This is a genomic window from Rhodococcus sp. NPDC054953 (assembly GCF_053609225.1).
The window spans coordinates 79,783-100,469 of record NZ_JBSGXD010000002.1 but is presented as its reverse complement, the minus strand read 5'-3'; the positions used below and the strand labels follow the sequence as shown (position 1 = coordinate 100,469).

Below are 20,687 nucleotides of genomic sequence, written 5' to 3'. Positions count from 1 at the left end.
CGACGTTCACCCGATCGTCAGGACCGCGAGCAGTGCCAGCGCGACCCCGCCCACCAGCACAGCCACCAGCGCACCCAGGGACGGGACCGGCAGGCTCCGCCCCATCCGCATCGCGCGCTCGACACCGAGCCAGCGAACGAACGCGAAGCCGGCGATCACGGCTGCTCCCGCAAGCATGCCCAACACGAGCACCAGTTGCACCGCAGGCCGGACGATCTCGGCGCCAAACGCCTCGAATCCCACCGCGCCGGCGATCAACCCCATCGCCGTCCGCATCCAGGCAAGGAAGGTGCGCTCGTTGGCGAGGGTGAACCGCGGATCCGGATCGTCGCCGTCCCGTAGTGCGCGCGGTCGCCACCGCCCGCTGCCCGCGGGTCCGGTACCCGCTACCCGCTCCGTGTCCAGGAGGTCAGCGCGGGACATCGCCGAGAATCGCCACCCGCTCCATCACCCTCCGGTGCGGGAAGTAGTCGCTGGCCGCGTAGTGCTGGGTGGCCCGGTTATCCCAGAAGGCAATGGAATTCGGTTGCCAGCGGAACCGGCACTGAAAGTCCGGGACCTTGGCCTGGTCGAAGAGGTGCCGCAGCAGCGCTTCCCCTTCCTCCGGGTCGAGGTCGGGGATGTGGGTGGTGAACAGGCTGTTCACGAACAGCGTCTTGCGGCCGGTCTCCGGGTGGGTCCGCACCATCGGGTGCCGCACCGGCGGGTACAGCTCCTGCATCTGGGCCTGCTTCTCCGGGGACATCGAGCGACCGAACGAGGGCATGAAGTCGTGCACGGCCTCGAGGCCGTCGATCCGAGCCTTGACCTCGTCGGACAGGCAGTCGTAGGCGTTACCCATGTCCGCCCAGAGCGTGTCGCCACCTGCCGGGGGCACGTCGATGGCACGGAGCACGGATCCGAGCGGTGGACGCTGCTGCCACGTCACGTCGACGTGCCAGATGTTCTCGGTGCCCGGACTGTCCTCGCCGCGCTCGAACCGGACCACCGAGGGCACCTCGCCCTGCGGGAGCAGCGGGTGTACCTCCAATTCACCCCAGTTCCGGGCGAAGTCGCGATGCTGCACACTGCTGATGTCCTGATCGCGGAAGACGATCACCTTCCACTCGAGCAGTGCCCGGCGCAGGTCGTCGATCACCTCCGCACTCGGGTCCCGCAGATCCACCCCATGGATCTCCGCCCCGATGAACGGCGTCACCGGCCGAACCTCGAATCGCTCGTACGGCATCGATTCGACACCGTCCGCGTTCAACCGCATTCCGCGTGGACCGAACTCGATGGAGTGCCCACCGATCTCCACCGTCCGCGACGTGGTCAGAGTTGACAAGTTTCCTCCGTAGATGTTGGGCGCCGGGCGTCGCCGACTCAATCCGTGTCCGAACAGGGAGCGCCCAGCGCCCCCACTGACATGTCGATCACGTGGTGCACGGTGTCCTCGAAACTCGTGTGCACCACGATGTTTCCGCTCGCATGGCGTTGCTCGAAGGTCGCGAGCGCGGAGACCGCCATGTTGAGCATCAGGTCCACCCGAGCCACCGCCACCCGGCGCGGCAGGTGGCCGAGGACGCCCATCAGGCGTCGGGAGACCTCCCTGCTGCCCGCGGAGATGCCGGCCATGTCGGGTTCGTCGAAGTCGATGGCCGGCGACACCCGAACCAGGAACTGGGCATAGTAGGAATCGACACCGCGTTCGGCGATGTAGTCCGCAAGGGGAACCACCACCGCCTCGACGAGGGCGCGCACGTCCTTGCCCCGGCCCTCGGCGTCGATAGTGGCGATGAACTGCTCGCGAGCGGCGTTGACGGTCGCCATCCGGCGGCGGAACACCTCAAAGATGAGCCCGTCCCGGCCACCGAAGTGATATTGCACGGCCGAGTTGTTCTTCTGCCCGGCCGCCGAGGCGATATCCCGCATGGATACCCCGTCCAGACCGCGTTCGGCGAACATGCGTTCGGCGACCTCGATCATGACATCCTTGGCACTAACTTGGTTCGACACCATTGTTACACCCCGCTAAATCAGTGTCTTAACAGATCGTTCAGAGCGTAGCTCCTCGGGCTAGAGCTTGCTCGCGGTCGGATCCCACAACTTTCGCGCGGTTTCCCCGATCCGGTTGAGCGAGAACACCGTCAGGAAGAGCGCGGCACCGGGGACCAGCACCAGGTACGGGTTGTCCTGGAACTCGCTCTGGCCTGCGGCGATCATGTTTCCCCACGTCGGCTCGGGACGGGGAATGCTCAACCCGAGGTAGCTGAGCGAGGCCTCCGCGACGATCAGCACCGCGACCACCATGAAGCTGTACGAAAGCACCGGCAGGACCAGGTTCGGTGCGATCTCCCGGACCATGATCCTGCGGTTACTCGCCCCGAGAGATCGGGCCGCGGTGACGAACTCGCGAGAACGCAGGCTCATGGTGTTGGCCCGCACCAGCCGGATGTAGGTGGGCACCACCATGATGCCGAGCGCGATCGCGACGTTGCGGACGTTGGGCTCGAGGATCGTCACCAGGGCCATCAGCAGGATCAGCGGCGGGAACGCCAGCATCGTGTCGCTGAGCACCGAGACCAGGGTGTCCGTGCGGCCGCGATAGTAGCCGGCGACGATCCCGATCGCCCCGCCGACCAACACCCCGCAGATCACTCCGCCGAGGCCAACGATCAGCGAGACCCGGGCCCCGTAGATCAGCCCGCCGAGCAGGTCGAGACCCTGCTTGTCGGTGCCGAGCGGGTTGGCGGACAACAGGTTCGGCGGCTGCATCGACGGGGTGAGCAGGGTCTTCGATGGGTCGCGGGACTCGCTGAGCGGAAGCCAGTCCGCGACCACGGCGGCCAGGGCGACCACGGCAAGCCAGGCCAGGGCCAAGGCGGTGCCCAGGTCGAGCCTGCGCGTCACGCGCGGCGTGGGTTTGCTCTCGACTGCGGGGGTGGCGGGGCGGGCGGTCCGGACGGATTCGGGGGTCAGGGTGTCAGGCACGGCGGATCCTCGGGTCGATGGCGGCGTATGCGATGTCCACGAGCGCATTGATCAGCACGTAGACGATGGCGATGACGAGCACGCCACCCTGGACGACGGGAAAGTTCTTGAGCTGAACGGCTTCGACGATCATCGTCCCCATGCCGGGGAGGTTGAACATGGTCTCGACCACGACGGTGCCGCCGATCAGCCGCCCGAGGCTGACGCCGGCGATGGTGATCAGGGAGACGGTCGACGGGCGCAACGCCTCCTTGACCAGGACGTGCCCGGCTGGCATGCCCTTAGCCTTGGCCGAGAGCACGAAATCCTGCTGCAGCGTGGAGATCATGTCGGTGCGCAGCACCCGGGTGAAGATCGCGATCTCGGTCAACGCCAGGGTCAGCGCGGGCAGGAAGACCGTCCGCAGGTTCTCCCCAAGGCCAGCCGGGTCGGTCAGCCGGGAGAAGCCCTGCCGCGGGAACTCGGGCAGCAGGTACCCGATCACGCACAACACCGCGGCGACACCCATGCCTGCCAGCAACGACCGCCCCCAGCGGGCGCCGAGCGCGCCGCCAACACCGCGCCGGAGAATCGGCCCGAGCGCAACGGCCGCACCGATCAGGACACCGATACCGATGATGATCTGTTGGGCGAGTGAGTGGTTGAAGACGAACAGGTAGATCAGCAGCAGACCGGCGAGGAAGCTGGGGGTCGAGATCAACGCGAAGGACGCGGCCGAGGACACCCTGTCGAAGGTCCGGCCCGCACGATAGGCGGACCAGATCCCGACCGGCACGGCGATCGCGAGCGACAGCACGATCGCCACCAGCGCCAGTTCCAGGGTCACCGGCAGCTTGGACATGATGATGTCGGTGACGTCCTGACGCGGCGGCAGCAGCGAGGTGCCAAGGTCACCGGTGAGCGCCGACCCCGCCCAGCCGAAGAACCGCTCCGCAACCGGCGCGTCGAGGGCAAGTTCGGCCCGCACGGCCTCGTACTGCTCGGCCGTGCCGTTGGGTCCCACGACCGCGGCAGCGGGGTCACCCGGGGTGAACTCGAGGATCAGGAAGGTCAGTGTGGAGACCAGCGCCACCACGACCGCGACATGGGCGAGTTTGCCCAGCGTGTAGCGAAGCAAGGGTAGGGACCCCTTCCGGGAGAAGTCGACGCGACGACGCGTCAATGCAGTGCATTAAACAGAGTGGGAGTTTCCTTGACAACCCCCCAATTGTTCGGTGACACTCACCACATCGTCCGATTAAGAGTGATTCTTATCTCCGATATCGAGGCGCCGCACCCGGCCGTCCCACCGAGTGAAATCCGTCAGTAGCAACGAGGAGAACTCGATGTCCGACCCCACACCGTTGCTGTCCGTGACCAAGCTGCGCACCACCCTCGCCACCCCCGGCGGTCCCCTGACCGCCGTCGCGGACGTCGACCTGACCCTCGATCGCGGTCAGAGCCTCGGCATCGTCGGCGAGTCCGGTTCGGGCAAGTCGATGCTGGTGCGGTCGATCATGGGCATCGCGCCATCCGCGGCCACGGTGCACCCGGACAGCCGGATCCTCTTCGACGGCAAGGACGTCACCCGCCTCGACCGCAAGCAGGCCCGGCACTTCTGGGGCACCGAGATCGCGATGATCTTCCAGGACCCGCTGACGTCGCTGAACCCAGTGCGCACCATCGGCAGCCAGATCACCGACCCACTGCGATTCCACCTCGGCCTCGGCCGGAAGCAAGCCCGGGCCCGGGCGCTCGAACTGTTGGATCTGGTCCGCATCCCCTCCGCGGCCAGCCGGCTCGACGAGTACCCACACCAGCTGTCCGGCGGCATGCGCCAGCGCATCGGGATCGCGATCGCGCTGGCCTGCGATCCCACCCTGCTGATCGCCGACGAGCCGACGACAGCGCTGGACGTCACCGTGCAGTACGAGATCCTCGAACTGCTGCAGTCCATCCAGATGGAGCGACAGATGGCGATGATCCTGGTCAGCCACGACCTCGGTGTCGTCTCTCGGTACACCGACCGGATCGGGGTGATGTACGCCGGCCGACTGATCGAGACCGCCGCGACGACCGGTCTGCGCGGACAGGCCCGGCACCCCTACACCGAGGCGCTGCTCGCGTCGATACCCCGCACCGATCTGCCCCCGCATACCCGACTGCAGGCCATCGACGGGCGGCCCCCGGACCTGCTGCACCTCGAGCCGGGGTGCCGGTTCGCGCCGCGTTGCGGATATGTCCGGGACCGCTGCCGCACCGAGGAGCCCCTGCTGCACCTCGACGACCGGCGTGAGCATCCCGCCGCGTGCCACTTCCCCCTCGGCCCATCCCACCCCGACTCGTCCACCACCGAACTGATCGGAGCGCACTGATGGCAGGCACCGGCACCGCGCACCTGCGCGAGGACGCCATGGTCACGCTCGACCGAGTGGTCGTCGAGTACCCCACCGCGAAGGGCACCGTGCGGGCCGTCTCCGGCATCAGCCTCGACCTCGTGCGCGGCGAGACCCTCGGCCTGGTCGGCGAATCCGGTTGCGGCAAGTCCAGCCTCGGGCGCGGCGTGCTGCAGCTGCCCGCGCCGACGTCGGGTTCGGTCCGACTGCGGGACATCGATCTCTGCACGCTGAGCGGGGACGCGCTCAAGGAGCAGCGCCGGCACGTGCAGATGGTGTTCCAGGACCCGATCTCCTCGCTGAACCCCAGGCGCAGGGTCGGCGACATCGTGGCCGAGGGCCTGCGGATCCAACGACCCGAGATGTCCAAGGAGGAGGTCACCACGGTCGTCGACGGCGTCCTCGAGGCCGTCGGCCTTGACCCCGCCAGGGCCCGCACCCGGCGCGCGTCGGAGTTCTCCGGAGGACAGTGCCAGCGCATCGCCATCGCCCGCGCCCTGGTGCTCGAGCCGGAGTTGCTCGTGTGCGACGAGCCGGTCTCCGCCCTCGATGTCTCGGTGCAGGCACAGATCCTCAACCTGCTCGAGGACATGAAGGACCGCTATGGCCTGACCATGTTGTTCATCTCCCACGACCTCGGGGTGGTACGCAACATCAGCGACCGGGTCGCGGTGATGTACCTCGGCAAACTGTGCGAGATCGCGCCGACGCTCGACCTCTACGACCGGCCCGCCCACCCCTACACCCAGCTGTTGCTGTCGTCGATCCCGACTCTCGACGACGAGGCGGTGACGCCCGTCCGCAAGGTCGACGCGGAGCTGCCCTCCCCCCTCGATCCCCCCTCGGGTTGCCGATTCCGCACCCGTTGCCCCTTGGCCACCGACCAGTGCGCCGCTGTCGAACCGGAACTGCGCGAGGTGCAGCCCGGGCACTACGCCGCCTGCCACCACCCACTGTTGGAGAACTGATGAAGTCGATCACCAAGACCACCACCGCGGCCGTTGCCGCGGCCCTGCTGCTGGCCGGCTGCGGCTCGGGCGGCGGCTCGACCACCGCCTCCGGCACCGGCGGCGACGCCACCCCCGTCGACAACGGTCAGCGGTGCACCGCCGAACGGGTCGGCGGCACCATCTCGATGGGCGAGTACTTCATGCTCCCCAGCTTCGCGCCCGGCCAGGGCGGCTTCGGGGCGCGCGGCGGCGGCCAGTCCGCCGCGGTCTTCGACCGGCTGATGCGCTGGGATCCGGCCACCAACGACTACACCCCGAAGATGGCCGAGTCGATGACCGCCGACGAGACCAGCACGGTGTGGACCCTCAAGCTGCGGCCGAACGTCAAGTTCAGCAACGGCGACCCAGTCACCGCCGAGGCCGTGAAGTTCAGCGTCGAACTGCATAAGGACCCCGCCCTGCGCTCGAGCGCACTGCAGGACGTCCAGTCGATCACCGGCATCGAGGTCGTCGACCCCACCACCGTGAAGTTCACCCTGGACGGTCCGTGGACCACCTTCCCCTACGTCCTCGCCGGCCCCGCCGGTGAGGTGGTCAATCCCGCCGTCTACCAGTCGATGCCTGCGGACCAGTACGCACTGAACCCGGTCGGCGCAGGCGCAGGCGCCTACACCGTCAAGCGCAACGCCCCCGGCGAGGAGCTGCTGCTTGAGCCGAACCCCAACTACTACGGCGGCCCGGTCTGCGCGGCCCTGCGGTTCGTGATGGTGCCCGGCGCCCAGGCCACCTACGACGCGCTCACCACCGGCGAGCTGCAGGCCGCGTTCCTGCGCGAGGCGCCGATCATCGCGAAGGCCAAGCAGGACGGCACCAAGGGCTACTCGGAACTGGCCAACTCCGGCAAGATCCTCGTCCTCAACAACGGCAACGGCGGATACACCGGCATCACCACCGACGTCCGCGTGCGCAGGGCCATCGCAGCGGCGATCGACCCGGCACTGGTCGACCAGCGCATCAATGGCGGCACCGGGGATCCCGGCTCTGCGCTGCTCAGCGAGAAGTCGACCCTGTTCGACGGCACCGCAGGCCCCCAGTACGACCCGGAGCAGGCCAAGAAGCTGGTGGCCGAGGTCAAGGCCGAGAAGGGTTGGGACGGAGGCCTGAAGATGCTGATGGCGTCCACCCCGGAGGGCACCGAGCAGGGCATCGTCCTTAAGGCGCTGCTCGACGCGGTCGGCTTCGACGTCACGATCAGCAACGTCCCCGTCGCCCAGGTCACCGCCCAGACCTTCCAGGGCGACTTCGAGGTGGGTACCGGCGGAATGGTGCTGCGGGATTCACAGCCGTACGCGGCACTGGCGAATTTCCTGGGTACCGGCGGCTCGACCAACATGACCGGCTTCGGCAATCCCGAGCTCGACGCGACGGTGGCCAAGCTCAAGGCTGCCACCAGCCTCGACGAGCAGAAGCAGATCATGGGCGAGGTCCAGACGATCCTCAACGAGCACCAGCCGATCGTCAGCTACGGCGCGGTCGAGGAGTTCGTGGCTGTCAGCCCGACCGTCAAGGGCGTCGTCCCGACCCTGAACGCGGTCATGTTCTTCGACGGCGCCTACCTCGAGAAGTAGCACACGCCTTCATCATTCCTCCCGGGGCGGGCGTATCCAATGCGCCCGCCCCGACCCGTACAGAGAGCACCCCATGACCGCAGAGAACACCGAGTTTCCTGGCCGGATCACGACCAGCCTGTCGACATCACAGCCGTGGTGGCCGCCGCGGACGCAGGCGCCTACCGACGCGCCGAACGTCGTCGTCATGATCGTCGACGACATGGGCTATTCCGACATCGCCCCGTTCGGGTCGGAGATCCCCACCCCGCACCTCGACGCCGTCGCCGACGAGGGCATCCGAATGTCGGACTTTCACGTCACCTCGATGTGTTCGCCAACCCGGGCCGCGCTGCTGACCGGATGCAACGCGCATGCCGTCGGCGTCGGCGCCGTCTGCAACACCGATCCCGGGTTCCCCGGCTACGCGGGCGAGCTGCCCGCCGACCAGCCGACCCTCGCGGAAATGCTGCGGGGCAACGGGTACAGCACCCTGATGGTCGGCAAATGGCACCTGTGCAAGGAGAGCGACCTCAACGCGGCAGGGGACCGTCACTCCTGGCCCCTGCAACGCGGATTCGACCAGTTCTACGGATTCCTGGAGGCGCAGACCAACTTCCACCACCCACACCAGCTGTACGAGGGCAACAACCCGCTGCACGTCGACGAGTACCCCGCTGGCTACTACCTCACCGACGACCTGACCCGACGCGCCACCGAAATGATCTGCGACAGTGTGGCATCCGATCCGGACAAGCCGTTCCTGCTGTACTACGCGCACGGCGCGGTGCACACCCCGCTGCACGCCAAGGACTCGTACATCGAGTCCTTCCGCGGGGCGTACGAGGAGGGCTGGGACGCCATCCGGCATCGCCGGTTCACCCGTCAGCAGGAGTTGGGCTTGATTCCCCGGTCGGCCGACCTGGCGCCCCTGGACGACCCCACCGGACCCGACGTGCCCGCCTGGGCGGACCTCGGCCCGGACGGCCAGCGACTGGCCGCCCGGTACATGGAGGTCTACGCCGCGATGGTCACCTCCATCGACGAGAGCGTCGGCCGGATCCGTGAGGTCCTTGGCCGCCTCGGCCAGCTGGACAACACGGTCTTCGTGTTCCTCAGCGACAACGGCGCGGCAGGCGACGGCGGCACCGACATCGGGGTGTTCAATCACCTCGGCAACCTGGACCGCTCCGCCAAGCGCACGGTCGCCGAGCGGCTGCCCGTCGAGCTGGCCCGGATCGACGAGATCGGCGGGCCCACCTCCTGGCCCGCCATCCCGGTTGGCTGGGCCACCACCTCGAACACCCCCTTCCGCAGGCACAAGTTCAGCACCTTCCGCGGCGGGCACCAGGTGCCGTTCCTGATCTCCTGGCCGCGCGGCCTGGACGGGGTGGGCGGCGAGATCCGGCACCAGTACGCGCACGTGACCGACGTGGTGCCGACCCTGATGGACCTGATCGGACTTCCGGTCACCGTCGAACGGCACGGCCGCCGCGGCCGCGACCTCGACGGGGTGAGTCTGGTTCCGACACTACGCTCGGCCGACCATCCGTCCGACCACCACGAGCAGTACTACGAGTCCTTCGGCGAGCGCGCTTACCTGCGCGAAGGCTGGGAGGCAGTCTCGGTCCGCACCCCGCTGACCCCGTTCCGGGACGACCGCTGGGAGCTGTTCGATCTGTCCGACGACCGCACCCAGTGCCGAGACCTGGCCGCCGAGCACCCGGAGCGGGTGGCGGAGCTGGTACGGGCATGGGAGGAGGCCGCCGGGGAGAACCAGGTGCTGCCGATGGCGGACGGCACCCCGCTGCACTGGTTCCAGCGTCCGCCGCACGAGCAGCGGTTCACCCGGCCGGTGACCCTGCTGCCCTGCACACCCACCCTCGAACGGTTCCGGTCCGGCCACCTGATCGACGGCCGCTCGTTCGAGATCGTGGTGGACCTCGACGCGTTCACCCTGGCCGACAGCGGGGTCCTCGTCTCACACGGCGGACAGGAGGGCGGCTACGTCCTGTACGTCGAGGACGGGTACCTGCACTTCGTGGAGAACGCGTTCAGCCGGATGATCGAGGCGCCGCCGGTGCCGTTGCCGCGGCGGTGCAGCCGCATCACCGTCGCGGTCACCGCACCGGGCAAGGCCCGCTGGTCGGTGCAGATCCGCATCGACGACGAGGTGGTGTCGCGGTCCGGCGAGTTCATTCAGCTGTCTTGGCTGGTGCCCTACAACGGGATCAACGTCGGCGTGGCCCGCCGCTCCCCGGTGTCCTGGGAGCTGGCCAGCAAGTACGGCACCTTCCGCTACAGCGGGCGGATCACGGGCGTCACCTACGTTCCCGGCACGCTGGCCCCGGACGCCTTCCCGATGATGATCGAGCATTTCCGCGAACTGGGCATGGCCACCCAGTGACACACTCGCACACTCTCTTTCGGAGGACCTCATGAACCGTCACTCGATTCCCGTTGTCGGACAACGGCACCAGCCCGCGGCCGCCGTCGACTACCGCGACCAGGAGGAGCCGTTCGTCCGGCCGCAGCCGGTGCGGCCGCCCGCGGGTGCGCCCAACGTCCTGCTGGTGATGCTCGACGACGTCGGGTTCGGCGCCGCGTCGGCGTTCGGCGGTCCGTGCCGCACCCCGACCGCCGACCGGCTGGCCGCCGACGGGGTCAAGTACACCCGCTTCCACACCACGGCACTGTGCTCGCCGACCCGCGCGGCGACCCTGACCGGACGCAACCATCACAGCGTCGGATTCGGCGTCATCGCCGAACAGGCGACGGCCGCACCGGGTTACAACGGAACGCGACCCGACTCGGCGGCGACGGTGGCCCGGATCCTGCAGGGCAACGGTTACGCGACGGGCGCGTTCGGCAAGATGCACCAGACGCCCACCTGGGAGATCAGCGAGGCCGGTCCGTTCGACCGGTGGCCCACCCGTGAGGGATTCGACCGCTTCTACGGCTTCCTCGGCGCCGAGTCGGACCAGTTCTCCCCGGTCCTGTACCGGGACTTCACCATCGTCGATCCCCCCGCCACGCCCGCCGAGGGCTACCACATGTCGGAGGATCTCACGGACCGCGCCATGGAGTGGATCGAGTCGGTGTCCGCGATGGACCCGGACAAGCCGTGGTTCTGCTACCTGCCGTTCGGCGCCTGCCACGCACCGCTGCAGGTACCCGATCGCTACCTCGACAAGTACCGGGGCGAGTTCGACCACGGCTGGGACCGGCAGCGGGAGATCACCCTGGAACGGCAGAAACGGCTCGGTGTGGTCCCGCCGGAGACCGAACTCGCGCCGTGGGCGCCCGACCTGCCGCACTGGGACGAACTGGACGAGGACCAGAAGACCGTCTCGGCCCGGCTGATGGAGCTGTACGCCGCCTTCCTCGAGCACACCGACGACCAGGTCGGCAGGCTCGTCGACCGGTTGCAGCAGCTCGGCATGCTCGACGACACGCTGGTGCTGTACATGCTCGGCGACAACGGCGCCTCCGCGGAGGGCGGCATGGAGGGCTCGTTCAACTACCTCGCCGGACTCAACGGGTACAAGCAGACCACCGCCGAGGTGCTTGAGCGGTTCGACGAGCTGGGCACCCCGACCAGCTACCCGCACTACCCGGCATCCTGGGCGATGGCCCTCGACACCCCGTACCAATGGACCAAGCAGGCGGCCTCGCACTACGGCGGCACCCGCAACGGTCTAATCGCGCACTGGCCCAAGGGCATCACCGACACCGGCGGGCTGCGACACCAGTGGCATCACTGCGTGGACATCACCCCGACCATCCTCGCGGCGGTCGGGGTCCCCGCCCCGGACACGGTCGACGGCGTGCCGCAGCAGCCGATGGAGGGGGTCGCGATGAACTACACGTTCACCGACGCCGCCGCCCCGGACCGGCACACCACCCAGTACTTCGAAATCTACGGCAACCGCGGCATCTACGACCACGGCTGGACGGCGGTGACGCTGCACCGCGCGCCGTGGCTGATGGCGACGCGCGGGCTGACCCTGCCCGCCTTCGAGAAGGACCGGTGGGAGTTGTACGACACCACCGTCGACTGGTCGCAGGCCCGGGACCTGGCGGCCGAGCACCCGGAGAAACTTGAGGAGCTCAAGGAGAAGTTCCTCGTCGAGGCCGCGCGGTACCAGGTGCTCCCCCTCGACGACCGCACCGTGACGAGAAACGCGGCGCCGCGGGACCGTCCGCCGCATCCGCTGCGCGGTCGGACGAGCATCACGCTGTACCCGCACATGAACGGTCTGGTCGAGAAGGCCGCGCCGCCGATGTTCAACCGCTCCTACGTGATCACCGCCGCGCTCACGACCGGCGGCCGACCATGCGAGGGCGTGCTGGCCAGTCTCGGCGGACGTTTCGGCGGGCTGGCACTGTATGTCGCCGACTCGAAGCCGGTGTTCTGCTACAACTTCAGCGGCGGTGGCATGACCTTCGTCCGTCCGGATGTGGAACTGACCGGCGGCACCCGCGAGGTGCGTCTCGAATTTGTCTACGACGGCGGCGGAATCGGCAAGGGCGGCACGGCGATTCTGTCGGTGGACGGTGTCGAGGTGGGTCGGGAGCGGATCGCGGAAACCACCCGCGCGATCTTCAGCATGAACGAGCAGCTCGACATCGGCGTCAACCGCGGCAGCCCGGTGTGCGCCGACATCGTCGGCCGGTTCGTGTTCACCGGGCGACTCGACCACGTCCGCGTTGACCTGCCCGGCGAGGAGCGCCCCGAAACCGTGGAGGCGCGGCGCCGGATCGCGCTGGCGACGCACTGACGATGGCGGGTCGAGCCGTATCTGCGGCCGCACCGGGTACCTGCCCGGCGAACTCGTGCCGCGGTCGGCTCCGCCGCCCGTGAGTCCTTTCGGCCCGCAGGGGGGCCAAAAGGACTCACGGGCGCGCAGCGCTTATGCGGTGAGCACGAGTCCCGAGGTGGGGACGCCGGTGCCGGCGGTGACCAGCACCTTCTCGGCTCCGGGCACCTGGTTGACGGAGCTGCCGCGGATCTGGCGGACGCCCTCGGCGATGCCGTTCATGCCGTGGATGTACGCCTCGCCGAGCTGGCCGCCGTGCGTGTTCAGCGGCAGCGCGCCGCCGACCTCGAGGGCGCCGGGCTGCCGGACGAAGTCCTTCGCCTCGCCGCGCCCGCAGAACCCGAGGTCCTCGAGCTGCATCAGCACGTACGGGGTGAAGTGGTCGTACAGCACCGCCATGTCCATGTCCTGCGGACGCAGACCCGACTGCTGCCACAGCTGGTTGCCGACCAGTTCCATCTCCGGGATGCAGGCCAGGTCGGGCCGGTAGTAGCTCATCATCGTGTACTGGTCCTTGGCGCTGCCCTGCGCCGCGGCCGCGATGGACACCGGTTTCTGCTTGAGGTCCTTGGCGCGCTCCGCGGACACCACCACGATCGCGATGCCGCCGTCGGACTCCTGGCAGCAGTCCAGCAGGTGCAGCGGCTCGGCGATGAACCGCGAGTTCTGGTGGTCCTCGAGGGTGATCGGCTTGCCGTAGAAGAAGGCGTTCGGGTTGGTCGCCGCGTGCTTGCGGTCGGCGACCGCGATCCGGCCGAAATCCTCACTGGTGGCGCCGTACTGGTGCATGTACCGGCGGGCCATCATCGCGACCGTGCCCGCCGGGGTGCTCAGCCCGTGCGGGTACGAGAACGCGTAGTCCGCCCCGGACGAGTCGACGCGGTTGACCAGGCCGGTGTCGACCTGGCCGAACCGATGCCCGGACCGCTCGTTGAACGCCCGGTACGCCACCACCACGTCCGCGACACCCGACGAGACGGCGAGGGCCGCCTGCTGGATCGTCGCGCACGCGGCGCCGCCGCCGTAGTGGATGCGGGAGAAGAACTTCAACTCCGGGATGTCGAGCGCGCGGGCGACCGCGATCTCGATGTTGGTGTCCATCGTGAACGACACCAGACCGTCGACGTCGGCGGCGGTCAGCCCGGCGTCAGCGAGGGCTGCGTTCACCGCCTCCGCGGCCAGCCGCAGTTCGCTGCGGCCGGAGTCCTTGGAGAAGTCGGTGGCGCCGATGCCGACGATCGCCGCCTGCCCTGACAGACCGCTCATGCGGCCGCCCCCTTCGCGTCCGAACCGTCCATGACCAGCGTGACCGTGGCCGTGATGTGCTTGCCGAGCGAGTCGGTGCCGGTGACCGCGACGGTCACCAGACCGTCGTCGATCGACTCGACCGCGCCGGTGAGGGTGAGCGTGTCGTACGCGTACCACGGCACACCGAGGCGCAGCGAGATGGACCGGACGACGGCCTTCTGACCCGCCCAGTCGGTGACGTACCGCTGCACCAGGCCGGTGTCGGTGAGGATGTTGACGAAGATGTCCTTCGAGCCGCGCTGCTGGGCACGGTCCCGGTCGTGGTGGACGTCCTCGAAGTCCCGGGTCGCCAGCGCGGTGGCCGTGATGAACGTGGGCGTGCCCTCGATCGCGAGCGGCGGCAGCGCGTCGCCGACCGCGACGACCGGCGGCTGCGCCGGGGGTACCTGCACGGTCGTGGTCATCGCTGCTCCTCAACGGGTCGCCAGGCGTACAGGGTCCAGGGGCCCCGCTTCTCGTTGTCCGGGTCGGCCGGGAAGTCGAGGAAATCGACGGTCACCGGCTGCCCGATCTCGACGGCCTCGGGGTCGACGCCGCGCAGCTCGCCGAGCATCCGCACCCCCTCCTCGAGTTCGATCAACGCGATCACGAACGGCAGCTGCCTGCCCGGAACCTGCGGTGCCCGGTGCACGACGTAGCTGAAGACGGTGCCGCGGCCGGAGGCGACGACGTAGTCGGTGGTCTCGCCCTTCGGCTTCCACAGCGCCGGCACCGGCGGATGCTGCAGCGACCCGTCCGGCCGCTGCTGCAGGCGCAGCTCGTGGGCGGCGACGCCGTCCCAGAAGAACTGGGTGTCGCGCGAGGCCTGCGGACGCATCAGCCGGACGCCGTCGAGGTCGTCGACAGGGTCGCCGCTGGCCGCGCGGGCCGCGGTGGGCTGCTCGGCCGCGGCGGGCTCCGCGGTGGGCGGCCGGAACTTGAGGATCCGGAACTCCATCTCCGCGACGACCTCGCCGTCGGCGTCCCGCCAGAAGTTGCGGGTGGTGAAGAACCAGCCCTCCCCCAGCCCGGTCTTCTTCGGTCCCACAACATCTTCGAGGACCGACTCGATGGTGACCTCGTCGCCCGGGGCCAGGTACCGGTGGTACGTCTGGTTGCAGTTGGTGGCGACAACCGAGGTGAACCCGGCCTCGTTCAGGATGTCGGTCATCCGGCCGAGCGGGTCGTCGGCCTCGCGCACCGCGCCGAGCCCGCGCATGGTCCACACCTGCGCCATCGCGGGCGGGGCGACGATGCCGTCGTGCCCGGCCGCCTTCGCGGCGTCCGCGTCGACGTAGATCGGGTTGCGGTCGCCGATCGCCTCGACCCAGTTGTTCACCATCGGCTGGTTGATCGGGTCCCGGCCGCGCCGCGGCGCGCTGCCGCCGGCGTTCCGAACCTGCTGCGCGGCAGCGAGAATGTCGATGTCGGTCATCGCCGCGCCACCTTCGGCAGGCCGAGGCCGCCGGTGGAGATGAGGTCACGCATGACCTCATTGACGCCACCGCCGAAGGTGATCACCAGGTTGCGCTTGGTCTGCGCGTCCAGCCACCGCAGCAGGTGCCCGGTCTCCGGGTCCGCCGGGTCGCCCCAGCGTCCGACGATCTCCTCGGCGAGCCTGCCCATCCGCTGGATCTGCTCGGTCGCGAACACCTTCGTCGCCGACGCGTCCGACATGTCGAGCGCCCCGGTCTGCGAGGCCACCTGCCAGTTGAGCAGCTCATTGAGCCGGTAGATCGCGCGGATCTCGCCGAGCGCGCGCTGCACGTCGGGCTGGGTCAGCAGCGGGTTGCCGTCCGGTCCGGGACGCCCGGCCCACTCGCTGACGTGGTCGTAGAGTCCGCCGACGCGGCCGCACGGGCCGAGCATGACACGCTCGTGGTTGAGCTGGGTGGTGATCAGGCGCCAGCCCTTGTTCTCCTCGCCGACCAGCATCGACGCCGGGACGCGGACGTTCTCGTAGTAGGTGGCGTTGACGTGGTGCGCGCCGTCGGCGGTGATCACCGGGGTGGAGGAGAAGCCGGGATCGGTGGTGTCGACGATCAGGATGGAGATGCCGCGGTGCCGGTCCTCGGTGCTGCCGGTCCGCACCGCGAGCCAGATGTAGTCGGCGGCGTGGCCGCCGGTGGTGAAGTATTTCTGCCCGTTGACGATGTAGTCGTCGCCGTCGCGGACCGCGGTGGTGCGCAGCGACGCCAGGTCGGTGCCCGCCTCGGCCTCGGTGTAGCCGATCGCGAAATGCACTTCGCCGGAAAGGATGCCGGGCAGGAACTTCGCCTTCTGCTCCTCGGTGCCGTACACCTGCAGCGTCGGGCCGACGGTCTGCAGCGTCACCGACGGCAACGGCACGTCCGCGCGAACCGCCTCATTGGTGAAGATCTGCTGCTCGATCTCACCGAAACCCTTGCCGCCGAACTCCGTCGGCCAGCCGACACCGAGCCAGCCGTCGCGGCCCATCCGGCGGATGACCTCGTGGTACTCCGGTCCGTGCCGGTCGGTGAGCATCGCCTCGGCCTCGTCGGGCGAGATCAGGTCGGCGAAGTACTTGCGCAGCTCCGCCTGGAGCTTGCGCTGCTCGGGGGTCAGATCGATGAGCATGCTGCCTCCACACCGAGGTCGCGGGCGCTGAGCGCGCCAAGAATGGTCAGTCGGGACGAGGGACCGCCGACGAGGCGGGCCAGGTCCTTGGTCTGCTCGTAGAACAGGTGCGCCGGGTAGGTGACATCGGCGCCCATGCCGCCGTGCAGGTGGCTGCACTGCTGCATCGACACCGGCAGCTGCTCCGCGAGCCAGTAGGCGGCGACCGCGGTGTCCTCGGTGGCGTCGAGTCCCTCGGCGAGCCGCCAGCAGGCCGAGGTCGCGGCCAGTTCGAGGGTGCGGGCGGTGACGTAAGAGTCGGCGAGCTGCTGCGAGACGGCCTGGAAGACCGCGATCGGCTTGCCGAACTGTTCCCGACCGCTCACGTACTTCGCGGTGAGGTTGGTCATCCCGGTGCCGAGGCCCGCCGCCTGCGCGGCGACCGCGGCGAGCGCGATCCGGTACAGCGCCTCGACCGGGGCGCCGGTGAGCAGGGCGCCGGCGTCGATCCGCACCCCGTCGAGCGCCATCGTGTACTCGGGGGCGAGCGAGGCGGTGAAGGTGCGGGTCAGGGTGACCCCGTCGGCGTCGGGGGCGACGACGGCGACACCGGCGGAGGTCGGCACCAGCACGTAGGCGGCCTGCTCCGCGTAGCGGACACCGACCTTGCGACCGGTGACCACGAAGCCGTCGCCGTCGGCGGTCGCCGTGGTGGCGGGGACCGCGGGCAGCGGGGCACCCGGTTCGGCGAGCGCCGCGGTGAGGATCCCGCCGCCCGCGACGCCGGCGAGGAACCGCTGCGGGTCGCCGCCGAGCGCGAGCAGCGGCAGCACACCGAAGCCGAGGGTCTCGAGCACCGGCACCTGAGCGGCCTTGCGCCCGACCTGCCCGAGCAGCACGCCGATCTCGGCGATGCCGAGGTCGTCGCCGCCGAGCGATTCCGGCAGCGGCAGCGACAGCACGCCCTCGTCCGCCAGCCGACGCCACAGCGTGGTGTCCCACACCGGGGCGCCACGGTCCATCGCCGCGAGCGCCTCGGCGCTCGCGGCTGTCTCCAGCACCGCGGCGGCCACCTCGGCCACCGCCTGCTGTTCACTACCGAAAGTGAAGTCCACCTGAGATTTCCGTCCTGTAGAAGTGCGTAGTGGTCAGCCGCGCGGCAGCCCGAGCAGGTGCTCGGCGGCGACGGTGAGCAGGATCTGCTCGGTGCCGCCCGCGATCGACAGGCAGCGGGTGTTGAGGAACTCCCGGGACAGCGGGCCCTCGACCGCGCCGCCGACGCCTGCCAGCTCGAGCGCGTACTCGGCGACCGCCTGCCGGTGCCGGACACCGACGAGCTTGCGCACACTCGACGCCGGACCCGGGTCCTGCCCGTCGAGCTGCCGCAGCGTGGTGCGGTGCTCGAGCAGCGACCCAACCAGTGCCTCGCCGACCAGGAAGCCGATCCGGTCCTCGGTCACCGGGTCGGTGCCGCCGCGGCCGGCCAGGTCGAGGAGCTCCTCCATCGCCTTGCCGAGCGAGGAGCCGCCGCTCATCGCGACCCGCTCGTTGGCGAGGGTGGTGCGGGCCAACTTCCAGCCGCCGTTCACCTGCCCGACAACGCACTCGTCGGGCACGAACACGCCATCGAGGAACACCTCGTTGAACAGGGCGTCGCCGGTGATCTCGCGCAGCGGGGAGATCCGGATGCCCGCGGACTTCATGTCCACCACGAAGTAGGTGATGCCGCGGTGCTTCGGTGCGTCCTTGTCGGTGCGGGCCAGGCAGATCGCCCAGTCCGCCTCCATCGCGAGCGAGGTCCAGACCTTCTGCCCGTTGAGAATCCAGCCGCCGTCGACCTTCTCCGCGGTGGTGCGCAGGGCGGCGAGGTCGGAACCGGCGCCCGGCTCGGAGAACAGCTGGCACCAGATCAGGTCGCCGCGCAGGGTCGGCATCGCGAACCGTTCGATCTGCTCGGCGGTGCCGTGCTCGAGGATGGTCGGCACCGCCCACCAGCCGATGACCAGGTTCGGGGTCTCCAGTTCGGCGCGCACGAGTTCCTCGCCGATCAGGATCTGCTCGGCGGCCTTCGCGGACTTGCCGTACGGCGCCGGCCAATGCGGTGCCAGGTAGCCGGATTCAGCGAACGCCACCCGGCGCTCCGCCTCGGGGAGCGCGACGATCGCCTCGATCTCGGTGCGCACCGCGGCACGCCGCGATTCGAGATCGCCGAGGTCGACGGTGAGGTGCCTGCGGTCACCCGCGCGGGTCAGTTCCGCGACCCGGGCGCGCCAGGCGGCGCCGCCGCCGAGCAGCTGCCGCAGCGCCACGACCCGACGCAGGTAGAAATGCGCGTCGTGCTCCCAGGTGAACCCGATGCCGCCGAGCACCTGAATGCAGTCCTTCGCGGTGTCCACGGCGGCGTCCAGCGCGACCGACGCGGCGACCGCGGCCGCGATCGGCAGCTCCTCACCGGACTCCGCCGCGACGGCGGCGTCCCACGCGACGGCACGGATCTGCTCGGTGCGGCACAGCATTTCGGCGCACAGGTGCTTGATCGCCTGGAACGATCCGATCGGCTTGCCGAACTGCTCGCGGATCTTGGCGTACTCGACGGCGGTGTTCAGGCACCAGCCGGCGATCCCGGCCGCCTCGGCGGCCGCGAGTGTCGCGGCGAGGTCGCGGACCAGCCCCGGCCGCAGGTCGGACAGCACCCGCTCGGCGGGCACCCGCACCCCGTCGCAGCTGACCGACGCGAGCGGAACGCTGACGTCGACGTTCTGCACGGCCTCAACCGACAGGCCCTCCGCCCCGGCCTCGACCAGGCACCAGACCTCCCGACCGGAGACGGTGGCGGGCAGCAACACCCCGAGATCGGGGGCGCCGCCAAGCACCAGGCCTGCCGCACCGCGAAGCACCAGGCCGCCATCGGGGCCCGGCTCCGCCGCGACGTCACCGTCGAGGGCAACCCCGACCGGGAGGGCACCCTCGGACAGCTCCGGTCCGCACTGCTTCGCTGCCGGTTCGCCGCTGCGACCGACGACGAGCGCCGCGAGCGCCGTGGACAGTACCGGGCCCGCGACGAGGGCGGCGGCGGCCTCCTCGAGCATCGCCGCCAGGTCGACGATCTCGCCGTCCGCGCCGCCGACCTCCTCCGTCTGCGCGACCATGAACAGGCCGAGCTCGGCGAGCGCGCTCCAATGCTCGCGCCACGAGTCGGCCGGACCCTGACGCAGCGTCTCGACCGGGTTCGCGGAACGGGCCCAGGATCGGATCGATTCCTGGACCGCCCGCTGCTCCTCCGTCGTGGCAATACTCACAAGCCTGGCCGCCCTTTCCGTGCTGACAAAACAGTCTAGAACGTGTTCTAATCTCTTAGTCGGCTCTCAGTCAAGGCCGGACGCCAAGCGCACATAGAACCTTTAGACATTGAGCAGCACAACAAGGAAGCTCGTTGATGACCTCCTCTTCACGCACCCGTTCCGCAGGCAAGGGCAATGGAACCGTCTCCACACTGACGGACGACGACCTCAGCTCCAACGCCCAGCGTGAACGGCGTAAGCGCATCCTCGACGCGACCCTCGCGCTCGCGTCGAAGGGCGGTTACGAGGCGGTGCAGATGCGGGCGGTCGCCGAGCGGGCCGATGTCGCGGTCGGCACCCTGTACCGCTACTTCCCGTCGAAGGTTCACCTGCTGGTGTCCGCGCTGGCCCGCGAGTTCGAGAAGATCGACTCCCGCAAGAAGATGCCGCCCGGCGACAGCCCGATCGAGCGGATGAACCTGATCCTCGGCCAGATCACCCGGGCGATGCAGCGCGATCCGCTGCTGACCGAGGCGATGACCCGCGCGTTCATGTTCGCCGATGCGTCGGCGGCGGCCGAGGTCGACCAGGTCGGCCAGCTGATGGACTCGCTGTTCGCCCGCGCGATCAGCGACGGCACCCCCAGCGAGGAGCAGCTGCAGATCGCCCGCGTCGTCTCCGACGTGTGGCTGTCCAACCTGGTCGCGTGGCTGACGCGGCGCTCCTCCGCCACCGATGTCGCCAAGCGTCTGGAACTGACCATCGAACTGTTGCTCGGTGGGTACCAGGATCCGGCGACTTCCTAAGTAGACTCTGC

General features: G+C 69.2%; 17 protein-coding genes. 6 read left to right on the top strand and 11 right to left on the bottom strand.

Annotated elements, in window-relative coordinates; all coding sequences use genetic code 11:
- Positions 1-6 precede the first annotated feature (6 nt).
- From ACWF62_RS02080 to ACWF62_RS02060, 5 genes are all read right to left on the bottom strand, one after another.
- On the bottom strand, positions 7-423 hold the full coding sequence (locus tag ACWF62_RS02080) for a YidH family protein (protein ID WP_378507411.1): 417 nt from the start codon (positions 421-423) through the stop codon (positions 7-9).
- The gene (locus tag ACWF62_RS02075; RefSeq protein WP_452629314.1) at positions 410-1,327 is read right to left on the bottom strand and encodes a TauD/TfdA dioxygenase family protein; all 918 of its coding nucleotides are present in this window, start codon (positions 1,325-1,327) and stop codon (positions 410-412) included. The genes ACWF62_RS02080 and ACWF62_RS02075 overlap by 14 nt, the downstream gene beginning before the upstream one ends.
- Positions 1,328-1,365: 38 nt before the next feature.
- Positions 1,366-1,968, bottom strand: a complete 603-nt coding sequence (locus ACWF62_RS02070; protein WP_378507413.1) for a TetR/AcrR family transcriptional regulator — start codon at positions 1,966-1,968, stop codon at positions 1,366-1,368.
- A 90-nt stretch (positions 1,969-2,058) separates the two neighbouring features.
- Positions 2,059-2,973: an ABC transporter permease gene (locus tag ACWF62_RS02065; protein ID WP_378507414.1), complete on the bottom strand. Its 915-nt coding sequence runs from the start codon at positions 2,971-2,973 to the stop codon at positions 2,059-2,061.
- Positions 2,966-4,090 carry an ABC transporter permease gene (locus tag ACWF62_RS02060; protein WP_378507415.1) on the bottom strand — a complete coding sequence of 375 codons (1,125 nt, stop codon included), beginning with the start codon at positions 4,088-4,090 and terminating at the stop codon, positions 2,966-2,968. Before ACWF62_RS02060 ends, ACWF62_RS02065 begins: the two co-directional genes overlap by 8 nt.
- Before the next feature lie 208 nt (positions 4,091-4,298).
- Here ACWF62_RS02060 and ACWF62_RS02055 point away from each other — a divergent pair, with 208 nt between their 5' ends.
- The 5 genes from ACWF62_RS02055 to ACWF62_RS02035 all read left to right on the top strand — a co-directional run bounded on the left by ACWF62_RS02055 (position 4,299) and on the right by ACWF62_RS02035 (position 12,686).
- A complete protein-coding gene (locus ACWF62_RS02055; protein WP_378507416.1) occupies positions 4,299-5,327 on the top strand; it encodes an ABC transporter ATP-binding protein in 1,029 nt (342 codons plus the stop codon).
- Positions 5,327-6,316 carry an ABC transporter ATP-binding protein gene (locus ACWF62_RS02050; protein WP_378507417.1) on the top strand — a complete coding sequence of 330 codons (990 nt, stop codon included), beginning with the start codon at positions 5,327-5,329 and terminating at the stop codon, positions 6,314-6,316. Before ACWF62_RS02055 ends, ACWF62_RS02050 begins: the two co-directional genes overlap by 1 nt.
- Positions 6,316-7,926 carry an ABC transporter substrate-binding protein gene (locus ACWF62_RS02045; protein ID WP_378507418.1) on the top strand — a complete coding sequence of 537 codons (1,611 nt, stop codon included), beginning with the start codon at positions 6,316-6,318 and terminating at the stop codon, positions 7,924-7,926. Before ACWF62_RS02050 ends, ACWF62_RS02045 begins: the two co-directional genes overlap by 1 nt.
- A 73-nt stretch (positions 7,927-7,999) precedes the next feature.
- Entirely contained in the window at positions 8,000-10,312 is a 2,313-nt protein-coding gene (locus ACWF62_RS02040; protein WP_452629313.1) for an arylsulfatase, read from the top strand.
- Between the two features lie 31 nt (positions 10,313-10,343).
- Entirely contained in the window at positions 10,344-12,686 is a 2,343-nt protein-coding gene (locus ACWF62_RS02035; protein ID WP_452629312.1) for an arylsulfatase, read from the top strand.
- A gap of 132 nt (positions 12,687-12,818) precedes the next feature.
- On the opposite strand, the gene ACWF62_RS02030 is transcribed toward ACWF62_RS02035, so the two are convergent.
- The 6 genes from ACWF62_RS02030 to ACWF62_RS02005 are packed head-to-tail and all read right to left on the bottom strand — an operon-like array spanning position 12,819 to position 19,888.
- Positions 12,819-13,991 carry a lipid-transfer protein gene (locus tag ACWF62_RS02030; RefSeq protein ID WP_452629311.1) on the bottom strand — a complete coding sequence of 391 codons (1,173 nt, stop codon included), beginning with the start codon at positions 13,989-13,991 and terminating at the stop codon, positions 12,819-12,821.
- Complete coding sequence (locus ACWF62_RS02025) at positions 13,988-14,437, bottom strand: MaoC family dehydratase (protein WP_452629310.1); 450 nt, start codon at positions 14,435-14,437, stop codon at positions 13,988-13,990. The genes ACWF62_RS02030 and ACWF62_RS02025 overlap by 4 nt, the downstream gene beginning before the upstream one ends.
- The gene (locus ACWF62_RS02020) at positions 14,434-15,447 is read right to left on the bottom strand and encodes a bifunctional MaoC family dehydratase N-terminal/OB-fold nucleic acid binding domain-containing protein (RefSeq protein ID WP_452629309.1); all 1,014 of its coding nucleotides are present in this window, start codon (positions 15,445-15,447) and stop codon (positions 14,434-14,436) included. Before ACWF62_RS02020 ends, ACWF62_RS02025 begins: the two co-directional genes overlap by 4 nt.
- Positions 15,444-16,610: an acyl-CoA dehydrogenase family protein gene (locus ACWF62_RS02015; protein WP_452629308.1), complete on the bottom strand. Its 1,167-nt coding sequence runs from the start codon at positions 16,608-16,610 to the stop codon at positions 15,444-15,446. The genes ACWF62_RS02020 and ACWF62_RS02015 overlap by 4 nt, the downstream gene beginning before the upstream one ends.
- Positions 16,595-17,704, bottom strand: a complete 1,110-nt coding sequence (locus ACWF62_RS02010) for an acyl-CoA dehydrogenase family protein (protein ID WP_378507425.1) — start codon at positions 17,702-17,704, stop codon at positions 16,595-16,597. The genes ACWF62_RS02015 and ACWF62_RS02010 overlap by 16 nt, the downstream gene beginning before the upstream one ends.
- A 33-nt stretch (positions 17,705-17,737) precedes the next feature.
- The gene (locus tag ACWF62_RS02005; RefSeq protein WP_452629307.1) at positions 17,738-19,888 is read right to left on the bottom strand and encodes an acyl-CoA dehydrogenase family protein; all 2,151 of its coding nucleotides are present in this window, start codon (positions 19,886-19,888) and stop codon (positions 17,738-17,740) included.
- 137 nt (positions 19,889-20,025) lie between these two features.
- Between ACWF62_RS02005 and kstR the strand changes: the two genes are divergently transcribed.
- Positions 20,026-20,676 carry a cholesterol catabolism transcriptional regulator KstR gene (gene kstR / locus ACWF62_RS02000; RefSeq protein WP_378507427.1) on the top strand — a complete coding sequence of 217 codons (651 nt, stop codon included), beginning with the start codon at positions 20,026-20,028 and terminating at the stop codon, positions 20,674-20,676.
- Positions 20,677-20,687 lie beyond the last annotated feature (11 nt).